This window comes from Oceanisphaera pacifica (assembly GCF_017498065.1).
Lineage (GTDB): Bacteria > Pseudomonadota > Gammaproteobacteria > Enterobacterales > Aeromonadaceae > Oceanimonas > Oceanimonas pacifica.
In genome coordinates, this window is sequence record NZ_JAGDFX010000001.1 from 252343 (window position 1) to 274619 (window position 22277).

Below are 22277 nucleotides of genomic sequence, written 5' to 3' on the forward strand. Positions count from 1 at the left end.
TTAAGTTCAGCTCTTTAAAGAGCGAGAGTTAGCAACTTCAAGGGGAAATTTAGCGTTCTAGACTAAATTATATCATTACTACGCTACCTTCGAATCATTAGTTTCAATCTAATTGCACATTAAAATGAGTAATTATTAGCATTTTGGTTATAATCAGCCATCAATGATGTGTTGGTTGAGAAGTCACATTCATTACACTAGGCTCTGGTACAACTCTGCTCTAGATAAAGCAAAATCTATATAGATTAGCTATTAGTCGCAGCAGGCAGGTTGTTGTTTTTCTGATACACACGGATCATAAAATCGGCTTCGCAGTTAAATTGCGGGCTGGCTTTTATATTGCCGCGCAGTGCGGGGCTGGCTTTCCAGGCGAAAGGGGTCATTTGCAGTAGGTCGTCTGCTTGTTCACCGGTCAAAGCCATGGGGTAGCTAAGTTTAGATGAAGCAATAAGCTCAAAGCCGGCAAGCTGCTCTGCGCTTTCATCGTGTAAGTGTACTTCTGTGTAGACTTGCTCGCGCAATTGGTAAAGGTGGCGTGCGGCTGGGGTAACGGTAATAACAACGCCGTTATCGGCCAGTACACGCGCCAGCTCTGGGGCTTCACAGGGGGCATAAATGCGCACAACAGCGTTAAGGCTGTGATCGGCAAAGGGTAAGCGCTGGCTAGAAGCGACACAAAATTGCATCTGTAGTGAGGTGTAGCGTTTGGCGGCATAGCGAATGGCCACTTTGGAAATGTCTAAGCCATAGCAGGTGCTACAGCTAGATTGCGCGCTAAGTTGTTCGCTAATATAAGCGGTATAGTAACCCTCACCGCAGCCGATATCGAGGATTTGTCGAGGGGTATTTTCGGTGTATGTTAAGCACAGTTTAGCTACCGCTTTACGCATTGTATGATAGTGCTCAGACGCTAAAAAGCGCCGGCGCGCTTGCATCATCTCAGCATTGTCACCTGGCTCTTTTGAGCGTTTATGCTGCACTGGCATTAGGTTAACGTAGCCTTCTTTGGCGCGGTCAAATTGATGGTTGTTTTCACATTGTAAACCACTGTTATTAGGAATAAGCGCGTGATGACAAAGTGGGCATTGATAAGACATGTAAACCTACAAAGAATGGGTGCAAGCAAAAGATGGTCGCAGTGTAAGCGTTTTTAATGCGAGATGCGATTGCCACCGCAACACGCTGGTTTTGGGCTGGGTAGTCGTGCGATACTGCTCGCCTTTCGCTTACACGACATATCTTCATCAACTAGGTATAACGGCATGTTTTATATCATCATAATGGCTATTGCGAATGTTATTTTATATACCATTCTTAACTACTTTGACGTGCCACTGGTGATCACTTATGGCATTATTTTTATTATTTTAATCACCACTATTATTGCGGTACTTGGCCGTTACTTATATCAGTGGTTAAAGCGACGCTAGCCATTATCCCTAAGCACACAAAAAATACTGACCTTGCATAATAAACGGGCACAAAAAAGCCGAACAATAAGTTCGGCTTTTTTTATTGCTTCATTCGCTTATTGGATTTTAAAACGCCCCACTAACGATTGTAATTGAGTCGCCAGCACAGATAGCTCTTGGCTGGCTTGAGCGGTTTGCCCCACCGACAATTCACTTTGCTCGGCGATATCGCTGATAGTGTTAATGCTGCGGTTGACATCTTCTGCCACATGAGATTGCTCTTCTACAGCAGCCGCTACCTGAGTGTTCATATCGTGTATGGCATCTACAGAAGATTTAATATCAGTTAACCGTTCAGCCGTGATGTGGGCTTCGGTTACCGCAGAATCAGTTTTAAGGCGGTTTCTGTCCATTACAGCAACCACATTGTGGGTGCTGCTTTGAATATTTTCGACTATTTTTTCAATTTCAACGGTCGACGCTTGAGTGCGCTGGGCAAGATTTCTTACTTCATCAGCAACCACGGCAAAGCCACGCCCCTGTTCGCCGGCGCGCGCAGCTTCTATCGCTGCGTTTAGCGCCAGCAAGTTGGTTTGTGCGGCAATGTTACCTATCACTTCTAGCACCTGACCAATATCATTGCTCTGTTGCTCTAATTCTTGAATAGTCAATGATGCAGCCATCACCTCGTCGGCCAGCTCACCAATAGTAGACACATTGCGTGATACCGCTTGGTGCCCTTGCTCTGTGGTTTGAGTGGTGCTTTCTGCGGTGTCGGCTGCGCTATTGGTATTGCCAGCAATTTCTTGAATAGAGACCGTCATTTGATGCATGGCGGTGGCCACTTGCGTGGTTTGATCCCGCTGTGCTTGGGCACCTTGTTTACCTTGATTAGCAATATGCGATAGCTCTTCGGTGGCTGTCGCCATTTGGTTGGTAGCATCTGAGACTTGGCTAATCAAGTGCTGCACTTTGCCAACAAATTGATTATAAACTTGGGCGAGCTCACTTAACTCGTCTTGGCCGTTTTCATCGAGTCGGCGTGTTAAATCCCCTTCCCCTTCGGCTATATCATGTAAATTAGCCACGGTAGCACGCAGCGGCTGCACAATGCTTTGTGCCAACCAATAGGCCATAAGCAAGGCAATTAAGATGGCCACCACCGACATCATAATCACAAAGCGGCGTGTGCTAGCGATGTTGTCGGCATAAAAACTGCGATCCATTGCCAGTTCAATCACGGCAATAGGCTCGCCAGAAAAGCCATCTACATTATGAGTGAGTGTGGCATAGGGCGTACTGCTATATTGCTCTCGTCCCAATACAAACTCGCCTTTCCAGCCTGCTAATATGTCAGCTTTGCCAACTAAGCTATTACCTTTAATGGTGGTGGCGAGCGTTTCAACTTGGTTACCTTTTACGGCGTGAATAGCAATACCGGCGCCAAACTCTTCACTAAAACGCGTTGCAAATCCCTGCCCTAGGTTTAGGCCAAATTCGACTGAGCCTAGGTGTTTTCCTTGGTAACGCATCGGCGATAAACCACGAATGCCGATACCAGCAACGCCACCATCTAGGCCGTGTACCGGCGACTGAGTGCGATTAGTGGCCACTATGGTAGGACGTAACTGACTAAGATCATCACCATATTTTTCTAATTTATGCAGGCGTAAAAATGAAGTGGCAGGAGCGGTATGAAACTGAAATTGAGCCACACCATAGTGCTGTTGTAATTGCTTAAATACAGGTTGAAACTGCTCCACTAAGCCTTGGCGATCATGGGCTGCTAACTTAGCTTGCACGTCTGGCTGCTCTGCCACAATGCGGCTCATGGCTTCGGCAAAAAAGGTTTGGCTTTCTAGCTGAGCACTAGCGGCACCTAATAGGCTTTGTAGCTCGCGTTTTTCTGCTTGTTCGATTACGCGGTTGGCATTGGCTAGATAAAACAGTGCCATTATAACCACTGTGATCGTCACTAAGCCACCAAAGCCAATGGCTAGGCGGGTTCCTATATTTAAACGTCTGAGCACCTGCAACTTCCTTAGAACTGAGATTAAGAGTAAGCAATTTGGGGGGACGAAATATTAATCAAAGCTTGAGTGAAATACTAGGTTTTATTGAGGCATTATCGCTACCAGACTCATACTATCCCAAACTTTATATTGCACTGCTCAGAAAAAGTAGTGCAATTATCTATCCCCTCTTATTGAAGGCAAGCAGATAGCTCAGACGAGTGCTATTACTCGCTTAGGCTCACTTCATAGCCGGTAAATTTACGTAGGTTAATCACGCCGGTGTCGAGTATTAGATATTGACCTTTAATGCCCATGAGTACGCCTGATACTTCTGGGTTTTTATCGAAGTTGTGACTGGTAATTTTGCTGGGATATTCCAACACCGGAAACCGTAAATTTACAATCGGCTCATTGAGTACGGTAATGGCAGATTCACCGTGTTGTGCTTGTAGTTCGGCTATGGTTTGCTGTATTTCGGGTAGCAGACGTGCCGCTTCGGCTGTTAAGTCGATATCTGCCTCGCCCCCTTTAAGCATGGTGCGCCAGTTAGTTTTATCTGCCACCATTTTAGCCAAGGCAATTTCCACTAAACCAGACAATTGACGGGTAGCGACCCGTAAAATCGGTAAGGCTTGGGTAGCACCTTGATCAATCCAACGGGTAGGCACCTGAGTGTGGCGCGTAATGCCCACCTTTAGACCCGAGGTATTGGCTAGATAAACAATGTGATCCACCATGCAATTTTGTTCGCCCCATTCGGGCTCACGGCAGGTGCCAGCAGCATAATGACAGGTTTCGGGCTTCATAATGCACATGTCACACCGGGCTAGGGTTTTCATGCACGGAAAACAGTGACCTTGAGAGTAGCTTTTTTTGGTTTTTCTACCACAAGCGCTGCAATAGATATTACCGGTATGGGTGAGCGTAATAGGTTGCCCTAAGCGTGCGCTAAGGTCGACTCTGTGTTCGCCTACTGCCAGCTGGTAATGAATAGGATCTGCCAGCTGAGCAGGCATTTTAATAAGAGTGCCGATCATGACATCCTCGTTTTGAAGTGAAGTGGTGCTATTGCTCATGGGTTTCTGTTTTATGAAGAGTTTGCGGACAATATTAACAGTAGCGGCCTAACAACGCACTTCACAAGGGTCAGCAGACAGCGAGCAGCGCTTGATTTAATCTAGATTAATGACATTTGATATACAAAATGATACAAGATTGTAAACAAGCATTAACACCTTGAGATCTGTAATGAACCGACTTTCTATTAAACAAAAAATATTGTTGCTGGCATTGCTGCCGCTATTATTACTGGCGGCGGTCAGTACTTGGGTGAACGTGAATCAGTCGCTGCGTCTTAAACAGTTAAGTAGCGATAGTTTGCATAGCTCACTCACCGATGCTCGCAAGCAGCAATTATCGAACTACACAGAATTAGCCATTACCGGTATCACCCCGCTGCTAGAGCGTGGTGATATTAACGCCGCGAAAGCACAATTACGCCAACTGCGTTTTGATGAGGGAACAGGTTACTTTTTTGTGTATAACACCCAAGGCATGCAGGTGGTTAGTGCGGATAATCCGGCTCGAGAAAATAAGAACTACTTAGACTCGAGCAGCCCAAGTGGCCGTCATTTGGTACAAGAATATGTGGCGCTAGGTGAGCAAGGCGGTGGCATCATTGAATATAACTGGCCCAAGCCTGACACCCAGCAAAATGCACCTAAACTTGCACACATTACGCCAATTCCAAATACCGATTGGTTGTTAGGAACTGGGTTTTATGTGGATGATTTAGAAGCAACAGTGGCTCAATTAGAGCAAGAAATTTCTGACTCTGTGATGCAAGGTCTTATTAACTCTGGTTTATCCGCCACTGTATTACTCTTACTCATTGCAGCTTTAGCATTGCTGTTAGTGCGCAGCATCCACGCCCCACTGCGCCAAGCCGTTTCAACTATGCAAGATATTGCACAAGGTGAAGGTGATTTAACACGCCGATTGAATAGCCAACAAGGCCATGAACTAGGATTGCTCGCTTCTTCTTTTAATCAGTTTGCTGGTCAAATTAGCGGCTTAATACAAAACACCCGTCAGTCGGCTGATACCTTGCAACAGGCCAGCGATCAACTGCAGCAATTTATGGTGGAAACTGAAACTGGCATCGCGCGCCAAGATCACGAAAGTGATCAACTTGCTACCGCCATGAACCAGATGTCGGCGACCGCCCAAGAAGTCGCCTCTAGCGCGGCACGGGCTGCAGAGGCGGCACAACAAGCCGAGGATCAGGTGGTAGATGCACAGCAGTTGTTACAAGGCACCATTGCCGTGATAGATGGGTTAGAAGATCAAATTGTGAATGGCGTAGACATTATTCAGCGTTTAGGCACAGAGTCTGAGCAAATTGGCACTGTACTGGATGTTATTCGTGATATTGCTGAGCAAACCAACTTACTAGCACTGAATGCGGCCATAGAGGCGGCCCGAGCAGGCGAACAAGGCCGCGGCTTTGCGGTGGTAGCCGATGAAGTACGTAACTTAGCTGGTCGCACCCAAACCAGTACCGCAGAAATTGATGACATGATTACTCGTTTACAGCAAGGGGCTAAAGACGCCGTACACGCCATTGAGTATATACGCGAAGGCAGTGCAACGACTGTGTCTGAAGCGAAACGTATTGATACAGCCTTGCATGAAATAAGCGGTGCAGTAAACACCATTAACAGTATGAATGAACAAATTGCCAGTGCCGCCGAACAGCAAACTCAGGTATCTGAAAATATTAATGTTAACGTACATGAAATTGTCGCCATTAGTGAACAAACAAACTCTGGTTCTCGGGCGGCAAGTAGCATCAGTAAGCAAGTTGGTGAACTGGCGGCGAGCTTGCAGCAACTAGTAGGCCGCTATCAAACATAGCCAAAGGCTAATGCATAAGCAACCGTCTATACACCCTGCGCCAACACTTGTGTTGGCGCAATTTATTTGCCGCTCAATCAATAGTCGATTATCTTAATCACCTCTATGCTGTATTTAGCCTCTTTTTAGGATCTTAATTCTATGCGCGAAAAACTCGAGCAACGCTCTTTTCTATTTATTTTATTGTTAGTCAGTTTGTTGTTCGTATTGCTACTTAAGCCATTTTGGGGAGCTATTTTTTGGGCCTGTGCGATTAGCGTTATCTTTAACCCCTTACAAGATCGTATTTTAAGGCTAATTGGCGCTAAGCCAAACCGTGCAGCACTGCTGACTCTCATTATTTGTGTGGTAATTGTAGTACTGCCCATTTTACTAATTACGGCCTCTTTTATTCAGGAGGGCTTATCTCTTTATCAGCGCATTCATAGTGGTGAAGTCAATCCATCTGAGTGGCTAGGGCAAATTCGTGATGCTTTTCCTATAGTGCCAGAACTTTTTGAGCGCCTAGGTGTTGATTTAGGTAGTATCCGCGAGACTGTGTCTAAAGGTGCCATATCTACCAGTAAGGTTATGGCGGAGAAGGCATTAGGGGCGGGACAAATTACCTTTAGCTTTATTATTAGTGCAGCCCTAATGTTGTATTTAACTTTTTTCTTATTGCGCGATGGCCGCCAATTAATTGAGCTAATGGTAAAAGCCCTACCCTTGGGAGATGCCCGTGAGCGTAAGTTATTTACTAAGTTCTCGGAAGTTACCCGCGCTACCGTAAAAGGAAATATTGTGGTAGCCATGGTACAAGGCGCGTTGGGCGGCTTTATCTTTTGGGCTTTGGCGCTACCTGGCCCCTTACTGTGGGGGGTAGTGATGGCCTTTTTATCCTTAATTCCGGCCATTGGTGCCAGCTTAGTTTGGCTACCTGTCGCCCTCTACTTGTATGCTACGGGTGAGTGGGGCTCAGCCTCTATTTTGGCAATATTTGGCGCGGTGGTGATTGGCTTAGCCGATAATGTACTGCGCCCGCTATTGGTGGGCCGCGATACAAAACTCCCTGATTATCTAGTACTGTTTTCTACTTTAGGCGGTATTAGCTTAATGGGCATTAATGGCTTTGTGATTGGCCCTTTGGTGGCGGCATTGTTTTTAGTGGTGTGGGATATTTTTATGCGCGAGTTTAATGATGCCGACCCGTATGAAGAAATTGCTCCCATTGCTAAGCATGAGGTATCCAGCCAAAAATAATACCAACCTAATAAAAGTTTGATCTGATTTTAACTGGGTGCCTTCCTTGACGCACAAGCAGCCTGCTAACCCAGCCAGCATACGACTTTGTGGCATAGGGGAGAATAAAAGATTTGACTCCTACAAGGGTGATAAATAGATCAGTTACTTTCTCAGATTGGTATAAACACCCGACCAACTTAGCCGCGATACAAAGAAAATGGTACCTTCTTTAGGTATTAAAAAAGCCTCTTGCTGCATGCAGCAAGAGGCTTTTTATATTAATAACTCGCAATGCGGTTATTAGTCTAATTCAACCGTCATGTTAATTGACTCGTCAAAGAAGAACTCATCACAGTTGTTACCTGGGCCTGAACGGTCAACCACTAAGAACTCGTCGTCATCGCGCAGTGCCATAATTGGGTGGTGCCATACATTTCTGTGGTAGTTTACACCCTGACGCGCATTAGCACGGAAGCAGCGTACTGTGCTTGGGTCAATATTCATGCTGCCATTACCTACTGGGGCAACAACCAACAAAAACTCATGGCCAAACAGCGGGATAAAAGACTGTGAGCCAAAAGGATGGCGCTCTAGCATTTTAATTTGCAGTGGGTACTCTAATTTTTTAGCGCGGAAGATGCTGATAATGCCTTTACCATCTTCATCTAACTGTACGTCACCCACGTTGTGATAACGCTCGGTAGAGCCGTTGTTGATCATAAAGTGATCACGACCTACAGACTCGATCACATCGCCAAACTCTGCAAACGCTTCTTTCGTTAACGGCTCTATTTTAAGAGTCTTGTTCATATTGCCTCCATTCATTCATTAAAACGGGGTGTTAAGATCGTTTGGATCCTAGCCACCCCGTATTTTTAATTCAGCTGTTTAACGCTTAATTAGACTGCTTTAGCTTACATAGCGCTTAAACGAAACTCGCCGATTTTGTTAATTTCTTTTACCGCACGAGCAAATTCAGTGTCGTAGTCGTTATGAATACGCTCTTCAAATGCCGCTAAAATCTGGTGACGGTTTGAGCCTTTTACCGCCATGATAAAAGGAAATTGAAACTTCTCTTTATAGGCGTTATTCAGGTAAGTGAAGCGCTCAAACTCTTCAGCATTACACTCGCTAATACCCGCACCGGCTTGCTCGTTAGTAGAAGATTCTGTCAACTCGCCACGCTGGGCCGCTTTACCCGCTAAATCGGGGTGAGCATTAATCAGGTCTAACTGTGCTTTTTTGTCAGCATTGCTCATTACCGCAGCCATACGTGCATGTAGGTTAGCAATAATATTATCCTCAGCGGTTAGGCCTTGATCAAATGCTTGCTCAGCAACCCATGGTGAGTGCTCGTAAATGTCAGCAAATGTTGCAACAAATTCTTCGCGGCTCATGGTACTAGGAGTACAGGTAGTAAAACGGCTCATTACTTGCTTCCTTTATAAGGGTGATTTGCATACCAATGATTAGCAATGTCGATGCGACGGGTAAACCATACATGATCATGACCTTGAACATATTTAATGAAACGCTCAAGACCCGCAATACGACCTGGGCGGCCTAATATACGACAGTGCATACCAATAGACAGCATCTTAGGCGCTTCAGCACCTTCTGCATACAATACGTCAAATGAGTCTTTTAGATACTGGAAGAACTCTTCGCCGTTGTTATAACCATTTAAACCAAAACGCATGTCATTGGTGTCCATTACATAAGGGATCACCAAATGGCCTTCGCCGTCGTTGTCTACCCAATAAGGAAGATCATCACCGTAAGAGTCGGAATCATACAAAATGCCTTTGTCTTCCATTACGATCTTACGAGTATTAGGGCTATCACGGCCGGTATACCAGCCTTTAGGACGTTCGCCACATACGCGCTCAAAAATTTCCATGGCTTTTTCGTAGTGCTCACGCTCTTCTTCTTCACTCATAAACTGATAAGTGATCCATTTATAAGCGTGTGAACAAATTTCGTGACCTTCGTCCATAAAGACTTTAGCCAGTTCAGGGTAGCGCTCAAGAGCGGTGGCTACCGCAAAAATAGTCATGGGAATGTTATAGCGCTTAAACAAACGCAGCATACGCCATACACCAGCACGGCTACCGTATTCGTAGATAGACTCCATACTCATGTGGCGGGCGTTAGGAAACGCAACGGCAGTTGGCATTTCAGATAGAAAAGCTTCAGACTCACCATCACCATGCAATACGTTACGCTCACCGCCTTCTTCGTAGTTCAGTACAAAGTTAATGGCAATACGGGCTTTATTTGGCCATTTGGGATGGGGTGGGTTAGCACCATACCCAGCAAGATCACGAGGGTAATCGGTTGTTTGGCTCATCAGAAACTCCTTGAAACGAAGGGTGGGACACCAGCCGAAACAAGATATGCAGAGGGCTGGCCAGTCGAATATCGACTCTATTGTATACAATAAAGTCGATATATGTAAATAACAGGTTTGCTTTTTGTATCAGAAGGTACAGCTTATCTTGCTTTGCCCTCTTAAAGCAAAGACAATCCTATACATCAAGATAGTAACCTTGATTTCACGCCACAGTTCAAAATGTGACTTGCGAGTCAAATTTATGTTAATGAAATGTAGACATTAAATATTATCTTGATGTAAAATTAGTATTGTCGTCGTACTGTTAAGGGTACTCATGACCTAGAGCCATGATGATTAAGAGTGTCGAAGATAATACCTTGTATTAATATGGAGACGCGTAATACGCGCAAGGTAATGGAAAATGGGAAAGTTAACGACACACGTTCTAGATGCATCTAAAGGTAAACCAGGTACTGACATTAAGATTGAGCTGTATCTCGTTGAAGAAGGTGAAAAAACCACCCTTATCAACACTGTATACACCAATAGTGATGGCCGTACTGATGCACCTGTTCTAGAAGGCGACGACTATGTAGCCGGTAAGTATCAGTTGGTATTCCACACTGGTACTTACTTGCGCAAGCAAGGTGTTGAGTTACTTGAGCCTGCCTTTTTGGATGACGTTGTTATCCGTTTTGGTTTGGCAGCAGATCAAGATCACTACCACGTACCGCTGCTGATCTCTCCTTATAGCTACTCTACTTACAGAGGCAGCTAATAAGTAGTAGGCAGCACCTGTCAATGCCGTCCCTGGAAACCTCGTTCGGCATTGACAGTTTGCTACCATCTAAATTCGAGGAATACGGCTATGGAAAATGCCAATAATGAAACTGTAAAGCCAACCACAGAGCCAGCGCGCGCTGACAATGGCATGTTAGAAAAACTGTTTAAGTTAAAAGAGCATGGTACTACGGTAAAAACTGAGCTGGTTGCCGGCTTAACCACTTTTATCACCATGGCTTATATTATTTTTGTTAACCCTAATATTATGGCCGCCTCGGGAATGGACTCTGGTGCCGTGTTTGTGGCGACCTGTGTCGGTGCCGCTATTGCTACCTTATTTATGGGACTTTATGCCAACTGGCCAGTCGGTTTGGCACCGGGTATGGGACTAAACGCATTTTTTGCGTTTACCGTAGTCGGTGAAATGGGCTATAGCTGGGAAATAGCGCTAGGTGCTGTCTTTTGGTCGGGTATTATTTTTACCGCCATGAGCTTTTGGAAAATACGTGAGTGGGTGCTAGATGCCATTCCCGAGTCGTTACGTTATGCCATGACCGCCGGTGTGGGTTTATTTTTGGGCCTCATTGGTCTGAAAAGTGCCGGTATTGTAGTAGAGAGCCCTGCCACTTTAGTTACACTCGGTGATTTTACTCAGCCTAGTGCCTTACTGGCTGCTGCCTGTTTTTTAATTATCTCGGTATTAGTGTATCGCAATGTATTTGGCGCTGTACTAATCGGGGTATTGAGTGTCACGCTGATTGGTTTAGGAATGGGCATTGTTGAATACAATGGTATGTTCGCTATGCCACCGAGTATTGAGCCAACCTTTATGAAGCTAGATATTATGGGTGCGCTCGATGTGGGCATGATCACGGTTATTTTGGCTTTCTTATTTGTGAATATGTTTGATACCGCAGGCACCCTAATGGGCGTTGCTGAGCGGGCAAATTTACGCAAGGACGATGGTTCAATTAAAGGCCTGAAAAAGTCACTAAAAGCCGACAGTGCTTCCTCTGTAATTGGTACTTTTGTGGGTTGCCCACCGGTAACCAGTTATGTAGAAAGTGCAGCAGGTGTAGCTGCAGGTGGCCGTACTGGCTTAACTGCTATTGTTATTGCCATCTTGTTTTTACTGTCGATGTTTTTAGCGCCGTTAGCAGGCATGATCCCTCCTTACGCCACGGCAGGTGCTCTTATCTTTGTGGCCTTTGCCATGATGAGCAGCCTCTCTAAGATTAAGTGGGATGATTATACTGAAATGGCGCCAGCGGCCATTACAGCCTTGATGATGCCGTTCACCTTCTCTATTGCGAATGGTATTGCCATGGGCTTTGTCAGCTACGCAGTATTGAAACTGGCCACCGGCCAAGGCCGCCAGGTGTCTGCTGGTGTCTACGTGCTAAGTGTTATCTTTATTGCTAAGTTTATTTATATGTAAATAACCTAAATAAGCTTAATAAGATGAAAGCCACCGCTAAGCGGTGGCTTTTTTTGTACTGCGTATAGCTGTCGGTTTAGAGCCTGCTAGGGCCTTTGTTATGTATAATAAAGATCAGCAGATATTATTAGCGGCAAGGGAGTGCAGGCATTATGCCAAATCGAGCGCAGGGAAAACCTAACATCTGGCCCAAGATATTGCCATTTTTACAATGGACTCCGCTTATCAATGGCGCCAGCTTACGCGCCGATGCCCAAGCCGGCCTCACTAATGCCATTATTGTACTGCCACAAGGGGTTGCTTATGCCCTTATTGCCGGCCTGCCTCCAGAATATGGGCTGTATGCCGCCATTATCCCGGCCATTATTGCCGCATTATTTGGCTCATCTTGGCATTTAATTTCTGGCCCTACCGCCGCCATGTCGGTGGTAGTATTTACCTCGGTAAGCCCATTGGCCACACCAGGCAGCAGCGAATTTATTGCACTCGCCCTTACCCTTACTTTAATGAAGGGGGTCTTTCAGCTCGTGCTGGCCTCAGCAAGGCTTGGAGTATTAGTAAACTTTGTGTCGCATTCTGTGGTGATTGGCTTTACTGCGGGGGCGGCTGTGGTAATTGTGGTCAGCCAGCTGCAAAACTTATTGGGGTTGTCACTGGAGACCACAGGCACCTTTACTGATAATAGCTGGCAAGTACTGAGTCATTTATCCAGTGCCGACCCTTATAGCTTAGCAGTGGGCCTCACCACCTTAATCAGCTGCGTGATCATGAAAAAGCTTCGTCCCCGCTGGCCAAATATGCTGATCGCCTTAGCACTGGCCAGCGGCTTAGCGTTTATCTTAGATCCTACCCAACAGCATATTGCTATGGTGGGAGCAATACCTGCCAGTTTACCGCCTTTTAGCATGCCAGACCTTAGCTTTAATAATATGAGTGCCCTCTCATCTGGAGCCTTGGCCATTAGCTTATTAGGCTTGGTAGAAGCCTCATCTATTTCTCGCGCCATTGCTAGTCGCTCGCATCAGCGCCTAGACGATAATCAGGAGTTTATTGGCCAAGGGCTATCGAATGTAGTGGGGGCTTTCTTTTCTTGCTATGCCTCTTCGGGCTCGTTTACCCGTACTGGGGTTAACTTTACCTCAGGCGCCCGCACGCCCATGGCAGCCATTTTCGCCTCCTGCTTTTTGCTGGTCATTTTATTATTATTTTCTGATATAACCGCTTGGCTCCCTATTCCTGCCATGGCCGGATTACTCTTAGTGGTCGCATGGAACTTGATCGACTTTTATCATATTAAATTGATTATGCGCGCCGCTAAATCAGAAACCACAGTCTTGTTGGTCACCTTTGCCGCTACCCTGCTGGTGGCATTAGAATTTGCGATTTACGCGGGGGTTATTTTATCACTGGTGTTTTATTTAAAACGTACCTCACACCCACGTATTGTAAGTATTCTGCCCGACCCCAGCGCTAAGCATCCGCAATTTGTGAGTGCAGAAAATAAACGACTGCCTTATTGCCCACAGCTGCGCATTATTCGTATTGAAGGATCGCTATTTTTTGGTGCAGTCAACCACGTTCAAGAGTACCTACAAAATATTAGCGAACCTAGGCTGCTGATTGTGGGTAACGGCATGAACTTTGTTGATATAGTTGGCGCACAAATGCTATTACAAGAGTCACTGCGCCGGCGCGCTCAGGGGGGTGACCTGTATTTATGTAATGTAAAAGAGGGAGTGATGCGCACCCTTAAACGCAATAACCTGATTGAGCGTTTGGGAGAAGATCATATTTTTGCTAATAAGGGCAAAGCAATACATGGTATTTATGATCAATTAGATCCCAATATTTGCCACACCTGTACCGCGAGAATATTTCAAGAGTGTCATATAGCGCCACCAAACAGTAATAAGGATTAACGAAGAGACAGCGGTACGCTATACGCCGACCGCTATACGTTAACAGCCAACATACTGGGGCTGACTATTTTATTGTTTTTTAAGGTAAAGCGTATAACGTAAGGCGTATAATCATACGTTAGCCATCCGTTCACACTTGCCCTCGGGCTGGCTGGAAGCCATCACACTCTTTATATAAGGGATATTTCTATGTTGCCGAACGTGAATAACATTCTTTATTGTACTGATTTATCTAAAAACGCAGCTTATGCCTTTCAGTATGCTGTGTATTTAGCCAAAACCACTGGCGCTCAGGTACATATTTTAAAAGTAGTAGAGCAGCTCACCAGTGACGAGCGCCTCACTTTGCAGTCATATATTCTTAATCAAAGTGGCAGCGAGGAGTTTTTACAAAAGCGGCTCGATCATGCCTATCAGCATTTAGACCAACAATTAACTAATTTCTGGCAAACCTGTACGCCCGAAGAGCAGCGCTTACGCGAGCATATTGTGGGGTATGAAGTGGTAGAGGGGAATGCTAATCAGACGATTTTAGAGCGTGCTAACGCCCTTGAGTGTGACTTAATTGTTATGGGAGCACACGAGAAGGGGTGGATAGAAACATTGTTAGGCAGTGTGGCTAAAAGTGTGTTACGTGATTCCCGTATTCCGGTCTTAATTGTGCCAAGACCAGAAGACCCAACCGCAGAAGATTAACTAATAGAATATCAGGTGGTGAGCGGCCAACTAACATCAAGCACGGCAATCACCACCTACATATTAGCTAACTATACGAGAATTCACTACTTAAGCTGGGCGAGACTTTCTTTTCCTCACCCCTGAGAATACCGCATGTAAATCGGTGGACGCCGTTTCATTATCGAGGTTTAACTTACCTTCGATATGATCCAGGTGTTGCGCCATCATAGCCACAGCACGAACCGGATCGCCCGACTCTATCGCTGACAGCAAGGCCTCGTGTTCGTTAAAAGAACAATCTGCTTGATGCCCGACTTCATACTGAGCAATAATCAATGAGGTTTGAGATACCACACTGCGCTGAAAGTTAAGCAGCGGCGTATTGTTAGCCATGTGCGCCAGCTCTAGGTGAAACTCTCCTGATAAGCGAATGCCGCTACCACGATCACCACGGTCAAAAGCATCTTGCTCTTGCTGCACTAAAGTACGAATGCGCTCTAAACTCGCAGGAGTTACATTTTTAACCGCCAGTTCAATAACAGCAAGCTCAACCACACGCCGAGCAGCAAATATTTGTCGCGCTTCTTCCACACTGGGCGCCGCCACGACTGCCCCACGATTAGGTCGAATACTCACCACCTGCTCATGAGATAAGCGTAATAAAGCACGACGAATAATGGTGCGGCTTACGCCAAATATCTCGCCTAGGGCTTCTTCACTAAGCTTGGTACCAGGAGCGAGGCGTTGTTCTAAAATGGCATCAAAAATGTGTTCATAAACAACATCATCTTGAGTATTTGAGCTCGACTTGACGGGTCTAGGCTCCAGCTGGCTGAGTGAACTCATAATTAAGGTTTCCAATTAGGGCTAACATGACAAACCGCTAACATATTATTGTGTGCTTATGCTTCGTAATGTTTGCTTGTAAGTTAAATTTTTGTAATTACGTATACAATCTTACTGTGTTTTGCACAATTCGGTAGCCAAAATTGTCAAGACTGTGACTGAACACAAAAAACGCCCTCATTGGGCGTTGTTTGTAACACGGGTTTATTGAGATTCATTTAACCCCGTTCTCGTTGATATTGACGATGACCTGCAATATAAGTTTCGGCAATCGCTCTATCATCTCCGAGCATCATTAATACAAATAACTGTTCAAATAAATGCTGGCTATTGGCGATGCGGGCATCCATTAATGGCGTCGCATGTAAGTCTAATACTAAAAAGTCGGCTTCTTTGCCTACGCTTAAATTACCAATTTTATCGTCTAAACTTAATGATGCTGCACCACCTAAGGTTGCTAAATATAACGCTTTAATGGGGTGTAGTTTATGCTCTTGTAATTGCTGTATTTTATAGGCCTCAGAAATAGTATGCAGCATAGAGAAACTCGTGCCCCCACCGACATCTGTACCTAATCCCACACGAATGCCATGGCCTTCTACCTCAGGTAAATCGAGTAAGCCTGAGCCTAAGAATAAGTTAGAGGTGGGGCAAAACGAAATGATAGAATCGGTCTCACCCATGCGCTCACTTTCTGCTTGATCCAAATGTACTGAGTGTGCAAATACCGAACGCTCACCTAGTAAACCAAAGTGATCGTAAACATCTAAGTAACCGGCTCGTTCAGGAAATAAAGACTTTACCCACTCTATTTCTTGTTTATTTTCCGATAAGTGTGTCTGTAAATAGACATCGGGATATTCGGCTAATAACTGACCGGCCATAGTGAGCTGCGCCTCACTGCTAGTAGGGGCAAATCTTGGGGTGACGGCATACAACTGGCGGCCTTTGTTATGCCAGCGCTCAATCAGCGCTTTACTGTCGGCATAACCTGTTTCTGGTGTATCTAATAAATAGTCAGGTGCATTGCGATCCATCATCACCTTGCCGGCGATCATACGCATATTGCGCTGCTCAGACTCGGTAAAAAACGCATCAACGGAGGCTTTATGCACAGTGCCAAACACCAAGGCAGTGGTGGTGCCGTTACGCAGTAGTTCGTCTAAGAAAAAACGGGCAACGCGCTTGGCATGCTCAGGGTCGGAGAACTTACCTTCTTCAGGAAACGTATAGTTATTTAACCAATCAAGGAGCTGTTCACCGTAAGAGGCGATCATTTCCGTTTGTGGATAATGAATATGCGTATCAACAAAGCCGGCGCTAAGCAGCTTATCTTTAAACTCCACCACCTGGGTCTGCACAGGAAGTCGCGCTAATACCTCTTTGGCAGAGCCGATATCGCTAATGTGGCCATCGGTGACCACCAAAACACCATCTTCATAATAGTCGTAGCTGCCGTCTAGCCCGACTTGGTTAGGATCAGCCAAGCAGTTAATAATAGCGGCGCGGTAAGCGGTCACTTGTGTCATAAACACGTCTCCAAAAATTCAGTCATACAGCTTTTGCCACGGAGTCACGACATCCACGGAAAATAATTAATATCACCTAACACTGAGCGCTAGGTTACTTATGCCGAGCTTGCAATAGGCGAGATATTGCGTTTAGTTACTGCGCAATACTCACTTTTTTCCGTGGCTACTTGCTGGTATTCGCGGATTAACTCGCCCGCCACCGAGACGGCAATTTCGGCAGGATGCTTGCCGCTCACTTCACTTAAACCAATCGGACAGATCATTTTTGTTAGTTCCAGATCACTCACGCCCCGCTCTTTTAGCTTATAGTCGAAACGTTTGCGTTTGGTTTGTGAGCCAATAACGCCAAAATAACGGGCATCATTGCGTTTTAATATTTGCGCACACAGCTCAAGGTCTAATTGGTGGTTATGGGTCATCACCAAATAAAAACTGCCCGGCGGTTGACTATTAATCTCACCAACAGGGTCATCACTGACCAGCTGAGTCACCCCACTGATTTGCTCAGCAGGAAACTCAGCTTCACGCTCGTCAATCCAGGTAATACGAAAAGGTAACGTAGCCAGAATATGCACCAAGGCTTTCGCCACATGACCGGCGCCAAACAACACCAGATGATGACGGGCACGCACCACAGGCTCTAGCATAATACTCGCCATGCCGCCGCAGCACTGGCCAAGACTCGCCCCTAAATTAAAGCGCTCCACTTTCATCTGTGACTCACCACTCAACAGCATCGCGCGCGCCAGCTTAAGGGCTTTATACTCAAGGTGACCGCCACCAATAGTGGCGTAGCAGCCTTGCTCGGTAACCAGCATTTTGGTGCCGCTATCGCGCGGTGTAGAGCCTTTATGCTCAACCACTGTCACCATAACGCAAGGTTCACCCTTGCGTTCTAATTCGGCCAATATTTGAATCCAGTTATCTTTAAACATAACCTTTATTACCTCTTCCTAATATCTCAGCCGCCGATTGGTATACCTTTAAGCAACTCAGTGCTTAAGGGAGGACCAAGGGAATTACTCAACCGACCACCTGCGCCAGGGATGGCGCGGTTGAGCCCCCAGGGGGCGAGCTTGTCTCGCCGTGACAAATTGTTTGAGTCTGACCAAATATCCAGTGAATGTTCGCAGCTGACTCAAACAATGAGTGTCATATCCCACGACGAGTCGGAGGAGTAAGCCCTTGGTTCGACTTCTGCCGCTACCTCAATTGATACTCGCCTCCCCTCACACATCTCCTGCGGTGGCTTCATTCTTTTCTACCCACTCGTGCATTTGCTCTACCGCCCATAGCACTCGTTCTGGGGTAGCAGGAGAGTCAATATGTGGATATGTTTGATAATCAGACACACTGGCAATGGCATCTTTAAGGGCACACCACACCGAAATACCCAACATAAAGGGCGGCTCACCCACGGCTTTAGAATGAAACACAGTGTCTTCTGGGTTTTTGCGGTTTTCGACTAATTTAGTACGAAAATCAATCGGCATATCAGCCACGGCAGGAATTTTGTAACCCGCAGGCCCTGTGGTCATTAAGCGACCTTTATCATTCCACACCAATTCTTCGGTGGTTAACCAACCCACCCCTTGCACAAAAGCCCCTTCTACTTGGCCAATATCAATGGCGGGATTAAGCGAGTCCCCCACATCATGCAAGATATCGGCACGCAAAATTTTGTACTCGCCAGTTAAGGTATCAATCAATACCTCTGAGCAGGCAGCCCCATACGCAAAGTAGTAAAAAGGCGAGCCTGAGCCGGTCGCATGATCGTAGAAGATCTTAGGAGTACGGTAAAAACCCGTGCTTGAAAGCGAAATCTGATTGAAATAGGCCAGCTCAATAAATTCAGGGAATGACATGATCTGATCGCGGATCGTCACAAAGTTATTTTTAAACACCACTTCTTCTGGCGTTACCTGAAAATGACCGGCCGCCCACTCAATTAAGCGATTTTTAATGGTTATCGCCGCATTTTGTGCCGCTTTACCGTTAATATCGGTACCGCTCGAGGCCGCTGTAGGGGAAGTATTTGGCACTTTATCGGTATTGGTGGCCGTGATCTGAATACGGTCAATGTCTACCTGAAACTCTTCCGCCACAATTTGTGCCACTTTAATATTCAGCCCCTGCCCCATTTCAGTACCACCGTGGTTAAGGTGAATACTGCCATCGGTATACACGTGCACTAAAGCGCCGCCCTGATTTAAGAAGCTGGCGGTAAACGAAATACCAAACTTCACTGGGGTCATGGCAATCCCTTTTTTCAAAATAGGGCTTTGCGCGTTATAGGCTTTTATCTCATCGCGACGGCGAGCGTATTCACTGGACTCTTCTAGTTCCTCAACCATCTCATGAATAATATTGTGCTCTACCGGCTGATGATAGTGAGTGACGTTGCGCTCATCTATGCCATAAAAGTTAACTTTTCGGATCTCTAGTGGATCTTTACCCAAATGAGAGGCAATTTCGTCGATCACATGCTCTATGGTCATCATGCCCTGGGGGCCACCAAAACCACGATACGCCGTATTAGAAGCGGTATGGGTTTTACATCTGTGACCCACTACTGTGGCGTCACCTAAGTAATAGGCGTTATCTGAGTGAAACATGGCGCGGTCGACAATGGACGACGAGAGATCCGGTGAGTAACCACAGTTACCTGCCACTATAATCTCTGAGGCTTGAATGCGACCTGTGTCGTCAAAACCAATTTTGTATTGGTTATAAAACGGATGACGCTTACCTGTCATCATCATGTCTTCTACACGGGGTAAACGCATTTTGGTTGGTCGACCGGTTAGGCGCGCCACCACTGCCGCTAAACAGGCTGGGGCTGCAGCTTGGGTTTCTTTACCGCCAAAACCGCCCCCCATGCGTCGCATATCGGTAACCACCTTATGCATAGGGACCCCTAATACACTGGCCACCAACTTTTGAATTTCTGTCGGGTGCTGGCTTGAGGTAAACACCATCATGCCGCCATCTTCGGTGGGCACCACAGAGCTGACTTGGGTTTCTAAGTAGAAGTGCTCTTGGCCACCAATATGTAAGCTGCCCTCAATAACGTGCTTAGCGCTCGCCAAGCCTGCGGCAGAGTCACCTCTTTGTTGGGTGTGGCTTTCTGTCACAAAGTGCTTTTTTTCTAGTGCTTCTTCTACCGATAAAATAGCGGGCAGGTCTTCGTATTCAATGATAGCGGCCATGGCGGCCTTGCGGGCCGTCACTAAATCTTTAGCCGCCACCGCCAACACCACTTGGCCAACGTATTCCACTTTACCATCGGCTAAGAGCGGATCACCGGCCAAAATAGGACCAATATCTAACTGCCCAGGCACATCTTTTGCGGTAATGGCCAGCGTCACACCCTCAAAGTCGTAACAAGGGCTGACATCTAGCTTGGTAATGCGAGCATGAGCACGCTCTGACTGTCTAGCATACAGGTGCAGTTGGTTAGGAAACTCCAATCTGTCGTCTATATATTGCGCTTCGCCTGATACCTGCATGGCAGCACTGTCGTGTGGGACTTTTTTGCCCACGCCAGTTTGCAGATTCTGTTTTACCAAGGCCATCATTTCATCGATGGTCAGTGTCTGTTTTGCTGTATTAGACATAAGACGTCACCCTTGTTTCGAGTTGCAGACTTTGTTGCTCAAGAAAGAATTTATAGAGCAAATTAGTGGCCGTTTTGCTGCGATATTCCTTGCTCGCCCTAAAGTCGGTAAGAGGCTCAAAATCACCACTTAAGGCATCCATAGCAACTTTTACTGTCACTTTCGTCCAAGGTTGATTAAGTAGCGCTTGTTCACAAGCATTGGCCCGCTTAGGCACCCCCGCCATACCACCAAAAGCAATGCGTGCTTCAGTGATCACATCATTGGTAATGGTGAGATTAAAGGCACCACACACTGCAGAAATATCATCGTCTAAACGTTTAGAAAGCTTATAAACCTTAAAACACTGGTTGGCAGTGGGCTTGGGCACGATAATTTTCTCAATAAACTCACTGCTTTGTTGCGCGGTCTTTTTGTAATCCAAAAAGTAGTCTTCTATGGGAAGTTCACGGCGCATATCACCTTTGCGCAGCACTAAGCGAGCATTTAATGCCATAAGCACCGGCGGTGCATCGCCAATGGGCGAGGCATTACCTATGTTGCCCCCTAGGGTACCTTGGTTACGTATTTGCAACGAAGCAAAGCGCTCTAACAACTCGCCCATATCAGGAAATACTCGGCTAAGGGCGTCATAGCTATCGTTTAAGCTACGGGCCGCGCCTATTTCGAGCTGCTGCTCATCTTCTGTTAGCTGCTTCATATCTGCCACATTACCCACATAAATCATCTTGGGTAGTTCACGATAAAACTGCGTCACTTGCAGTGCTAAATCGGTACCGCCAGCCAGCAGCTGTGCATCGGGGTGCTCCACTAATAAGCCGGCGAGCTCATCGCTGGATACCGGTGAAAAACACACATTACCGTTTCCGTTAAGGGTAACTAAAGCATCGGTTTCAATCTGATCCAGCTTGGCTAATATCTCGGTTTCGTAGCGTGAGAACTGATCCACTAATTGCGGCTGCTCGGCAATGGCTTTAGCTGCATCCACAATGGGGCGATAACCGGTACAGCGACAAAGGTTGCCGGCTAGCGCTTCAAAAATATCGTGCTTTTGTGCCGTGGGCTTATTTTTGCTTAGGGCAAACATAGACATAATAAAGCCGGGAGTACAAAAGCCACATTGCGAGCCATGAAAGTCGACCATGGCTTGTTGAACTGGGTGCAAGCTGCCATCGGTTGATTTGAGATCTTCCACTGTTAGTAACTGTTTGCCGTGCAATGTCGAGACAAAAGTAAGGCAAGAGTTAACGGTGCGATAACGGATATGATCCCCTTCACGCTCACCAAGCACTACGGTACAGGCACCACAATCGCCCGAACCACAGCCTTCTTTAGTGCCATTTTTACCCAGGTGTTCGCGTAAATAATTAAGCACCGTCATATTGGGCGACAGGTCAGTTTCCTCTCGCATTTCTTGGTTAAGTAGGAACTTAATCAAGCTCACCTCCTTTAGCAGAACCCTGCACATATGGCTAAACAACAAATAATATCTTCATGTGTAATTAAAATAAAAGTTGACCAATTAGTCAATAATTAATTTTACTTTTTACAACTTTTATTGAAAC

The 22277-nt window shown here is 46.1% G+C and carries 18 protein-coding genes; 7 read left to right on the forward strand and 11 right to left on the reverse strand.

All coding sequences use genetic code 11. The features are described from left to right. Window positions 1-245 precede the first annotated feature (245 nt). Entirely contained in the window at window positions 246-1097 is an 852-nt protein-coding gene (gene rlmA, locus J3U76_RS01185; RefSeq protein WP_208003835.1) for a 23S rRNA (guanine(745)-N(1))-methyltransferase, read from the reverse strand. Window positions 1098-1262: 165 nt separating this feature from the next. On the opposite strand from rlmA, the gene J3U76_RS01190 reads away from it, so the two are divergent. Continuing rightward, window positions 1263-1430, forward strand: a complete 168-nt coding sequence (locus J3U76_RS01190) for a hypothetical protein (RefSeq protein ID WP_208003836.1) — start codon at window positions 1263-1265, stop codon at window positions 1428-1430. A gap of 98 nt (window positions 1431-1528) precedes the next feature. Here J3U76_RS01190 and J3U76_RS01195 read toward each other — a convergent pair whose 3' ends face one another. Further along, window positions 1529-3442 carry a methyl-accepting chemotaxis protein gene (locus J3U76_RS01195; RefSeq protein ID WP_208003837.1) on the reverse strand — a complete coding sequence of 638 codons (1914 nt, stop codon included), beginning with the start codon at window positions 3440-3442 and terminating at the stop codon, window positions 1529-1531. A 209-nt stretch (window positions 3443-3651) separates the two neighbouring features. Beyond that, the gene (locus J3U76_RS01200) at window positions 3652-4464 is read right to left on the reverse strand and encodes a DUF2797 domain-containing protein (RefSeq protein WP_208003838.1); all 813 of its coding nucleotides are present in this window, start codon (window positions 4462-4464) and stop codon (window positions 3652-3654) included. A gap of 211 nt (window positions 4465-4675) precedes the next feature. Here J3U76_RS01200 and J3U76_RS01205 point away from each other — a divergent pair, with 211 nt between their 5' ends. Both J3U76_RS01205 and J3U76_RS01210 read left to right on the forward strand, forming a co-directional pair. Then, complete coding sequence (locus J3U76_RS01205) at window positions 4676-6343, forward strand: methyl-accepting chemotaxis protein (RefSeq protein WP_208003839.1); 1668 nt, start codon at window positions 4676-4678, stop codon at window positions 6341-6343. 141 nt (window positions 6344-6484) lie between these two features. Beyond that, window positions 6485-7582: an AI-2E family transporter gene (locus tag J3U76_RS01210; RefSeq protein WP_208003840.1), complete on the forward strand. Its 1098-nt coding sequence runs from the start codon at window positions 6485-6487 to the stop codon at window positions 7580-7582. A 282-nt stretch (window positions 7583-7864) separates the two neighbouring features. On the opposite strand, the gene J3U76_RS01215 is transcribed toward J3U76_RS01210, so the two are convergent. The 3 genes from J3U76_RS01215 to puuE all read right to left on the reverse strand — a co-directional run bounded on the left by J3U76_RS01215 (window position 7865) and on the right by puuE (window position 9914). Continuing rightward, the gene (locus J3U76_RS01215) at window positions 7865-8374 is read right to left on the reverse strand and encodes an ureidoglycolate lyase (RefSeq protein ID WP_208003841.1); all 510 of its coding nucleotides are present in this window, start codon (window positions 8372-8374) and stop codon (window positions 7865-7867) included. A 104-nt stretch (window positions 8375-8478) separates the two neighbouring features. After that, complete coding sequence (uraD, locus tag J3U76_RS01220; protein WP_208003842.1) at window positions 8479-8994, reverse strand: 2-oxo-4-hydroxy-4-carboxy-5-ureidoimidazoline decarboxylase; 516 nt, start codon at window positions 8992-8994, stop codon at window positions 8479-8481. Further along, a complete protein-coding gene (gene puuE, locus J3U76_RS01225; protein WP_208003843.1) occupies window positions 8994-9914 on the reverse strand; it encodes an allantoinase PuuE in 921 nt (306 codons plus the stop codon). The genes uraD and puuE overlap by 1 nt, the downstream gene beginning before the upstream one ends. Window positions 9915-10320: 406 nt before the next feature. On the opposite strand from puuE, the gene uraH reads away from it, so the two are divergent. The 4 genes from uraH to J3U76_RS01245 all read left to right on the forward strand — a co-directional run bounded on the left by uraH (window position 10321) and on the right by J3U76_RS01245 (window position 14735). Beyond that, a complete protein-coding gene (gene uraH / locus J3U76_RS01230; protein ID WP_208003844.1) occupies window positions 10321-10677 on the forward strand; it encodes a hydroxyisourate hydrolase in 357 nt (118 codons plus the stop codon). Between the two features lie 90 nt (window positions 10678-10767). Beyond that, entirely contained in the window at window positions 10768-12120 is a 1353-nt protein-coding gene (locus tag J3U76_RS01235; protein WP_208003845.1) for an NCS2 family permease, read from the forward strand. A gap of 152 nt (window positions 12121-12272) precedes the next feature. Then, window positions 12273-14039: a SulP family inorganic anion transporter gene (locus J3U76_RS01240; protein WP_208003846.1), complete on the forward strand. Its 1767-nt coding sequence runs from the start codon at window positions 12273-12275 to the stop codon at window positions 14037-14039. A 189-nt stretch (window positions 14040-14228) separates the two neighbouring features. Continuing rightward, window positions 14229-14735 (forward strand): universal stress protein, encoded by a 507-nt coding sequence (locus J3U76_RS01245; protein WP_208003847.1) that lies wholly within the window; start codon window positions 14229-14231, stop codon window positions 14733-14735. 90 nt (window positions 14736-14825) lie between these two features. On the opposite strand, the gene J3U76_RS01250 is transcribed toward J3U76_RS01245, so the two are convergent. From J3U76_RS01250 to xdhA, 5 genes are all read right to left on the reverse strand, one after another. Then, window positions 14826-15563 carry a GntR family transcriptional regulator gene (locus tag J3U76_RS01250; RefSeq protein WP_208003848.1) on the reverse strand — a complete coding sequence of 246 codons (738 nt, stop codon included), beginning with the start codon at window positions 15561-15563 and terminating at the stop codon, window positions 14826-14828. Window positions 15564-15781: 218 nt separating this feature from the next. After that, window positions 15782-17092, reverse strand: coding sequence for a guanine deaminase (guaD, locus tag J3U76_RS01255; protein ID WP_208003849.1), 1311 nt, complete (start codon window positions 17090-17092; stop codon window positions 15782-15784). A 98-nt stretch (window positions 17093-17190) separates the two neighbouring features. Continuing rightward, window positions 17191-18030: a xanthine dehydrogenase accessory protein XdhC gene (gene xdhC, locus J3U76_RS01260; RefSeq protein WP_208003850.1), complete on the reverse strand. Its 840-nt coding sequence runs from the start codon at window positions 18028-18030 to the stop codon at window positions 17191-17193. Window positions 18031-18324: 294 nt separating this feature from the next. Further along, the gene (gene xdhB, locus J3U76_RS01265; RefSeq protein ID WP_208003851.1) at window positions 18325-20712 is read right to left on the reverse strand and encodes a xanthine dehydrogenase molybdopterin binding subunit; all 2388 of its coding nucleotides are present in this window, start codon (window positions 20710-20712) and stop codon (window positions 18325-18327) included. After that, window positions 20705-22150, reverse strand: a complete 1446-nt coding sequence (xdhA, locus tag J3U76_RS01270; RefSeq protein ID WP_208003852.1) for a xanthine dehydrogenase small subunit — start codon at window positions 22148-22150, stop codon at window positions 20705-20707. The genes xdhB and xdhA overlap by 8 nt, the downstream gene beginning before the upstream one ends. Between the last annotated feature and the right edge of the window lie 127 nt (window positions 22151-22277).

Excerpts from the sequence above, each read along its gene's own strand:
- rlmA (WP_208003835.1), bottom strand. The coding sequence starts at position 1,097 with ATGTCTTATCAATGCCCACTTTGTCATCACGCGCTTATTCCTAATAAC.
- J3U76_RS01190 (WP_208003836.1), top strand. The coding sequence starts at position 1,263 with ATGTTTTATATCATCATAATGGCTATTGCGAATGTTATTTTATATACC.
- J3U76_RS01200 (WP_208003838.1), bottom strand. The coding sequence starts at position 4,464 with ATGATCGGCACTCTTATTAAAATGCCTGCTCAGCTGGCAGATCCTATT.
- puuE (WP_208003843.1), bottom strand. The coding sequence starts at position 9,914 with ATGAGCCAAACAACCGATTACCCTCGTGATCTTGCTGGGTATGGTGCT.
- J3U76_RS01215 (WP_208003841.1), bottom strand. The coding sequence starts at position 8,374 with ATGAACAAGACTCTTAAAATAGAGCCGTTAACGAAAGAAGCGTTTGCA.
- J3U76_RS01250 (WP_208003848.1), bottom strand. The coding sequence starts at position 15,563 with ATGAGTTCACTCAGCCAGCTGGAGCCTAGACCCGTCAAGTCGAGCTCA.
- J3U76_RS01205 (WP_208003839.1), top strand. The coding sequence starts at position 4,676 with ATGAACCGACTTTCTATTAAACAAAAAATATTGTTGCTGGCATTGCTG.
- J3U76_RS01245 (WP_208003847.1), top strand. The coding sequence starts at position 14,229 with ATGTTGCCGAACGTGAATAACATTCTTTATTGTACTGATTTATCTAAA.
- J3U76_RS01235 (WP_208003845.1), top strand. The coding sequence starts at position 10,768 with ATGGAAAATGCCAATAATGAAACTGTAAAGCCAACCACAGAGCCAGCG.
- J3U76_RS01240 (WP_208003846.1), top strand. The coding sequence starts at position 12,273 with ATGCCAAATCGAGCGCAGGGAAAACCTAACATCTGGCCCAAGATATTG.
- xdhC (WP_208003850.1), bottom strand. The coding sequence starts at position 18,030 with ATGTTTAAAGATAACTGGATTCAAATATTGGCCGAATTAGAACGCAAG.
- J3U76_RS01210 (WP_208003840.1), top strand. The coding sequence starts at position 6,485 with ATGCGCGAAAAACTCGAGCAACGCTCTTTTCTATTTATTTTATTGTTA.
- uraD (WP_208003842.1), bottom strand. The coding sequence starts at position 8,994 with ATGAGCCGTTTTACTACCTGTACTCCTAGTACCATGAGCCGCGAAGAA.
- xdhB (WP_208003851.1), bottom strand. The coding sequence starts at position 20,712 with ATGTCTAATACAGCAAAACAGACACTGACCATCGATGAAATGATGGCC.
- uraH (WP_208003844.1), top strand. The coding sequence starts at position 10,321 with ATGGGAAAGTTAACGACACACGTTCTAGATGCATCTAAAGGTAAACCA.
- guaD (WP_208003849.1), bottom strand. The coding sequence starts at position 17,092 with ATGACACAAGTGACCGCTTACCGCGCCGCTATTATTAACTGCTTGGCT.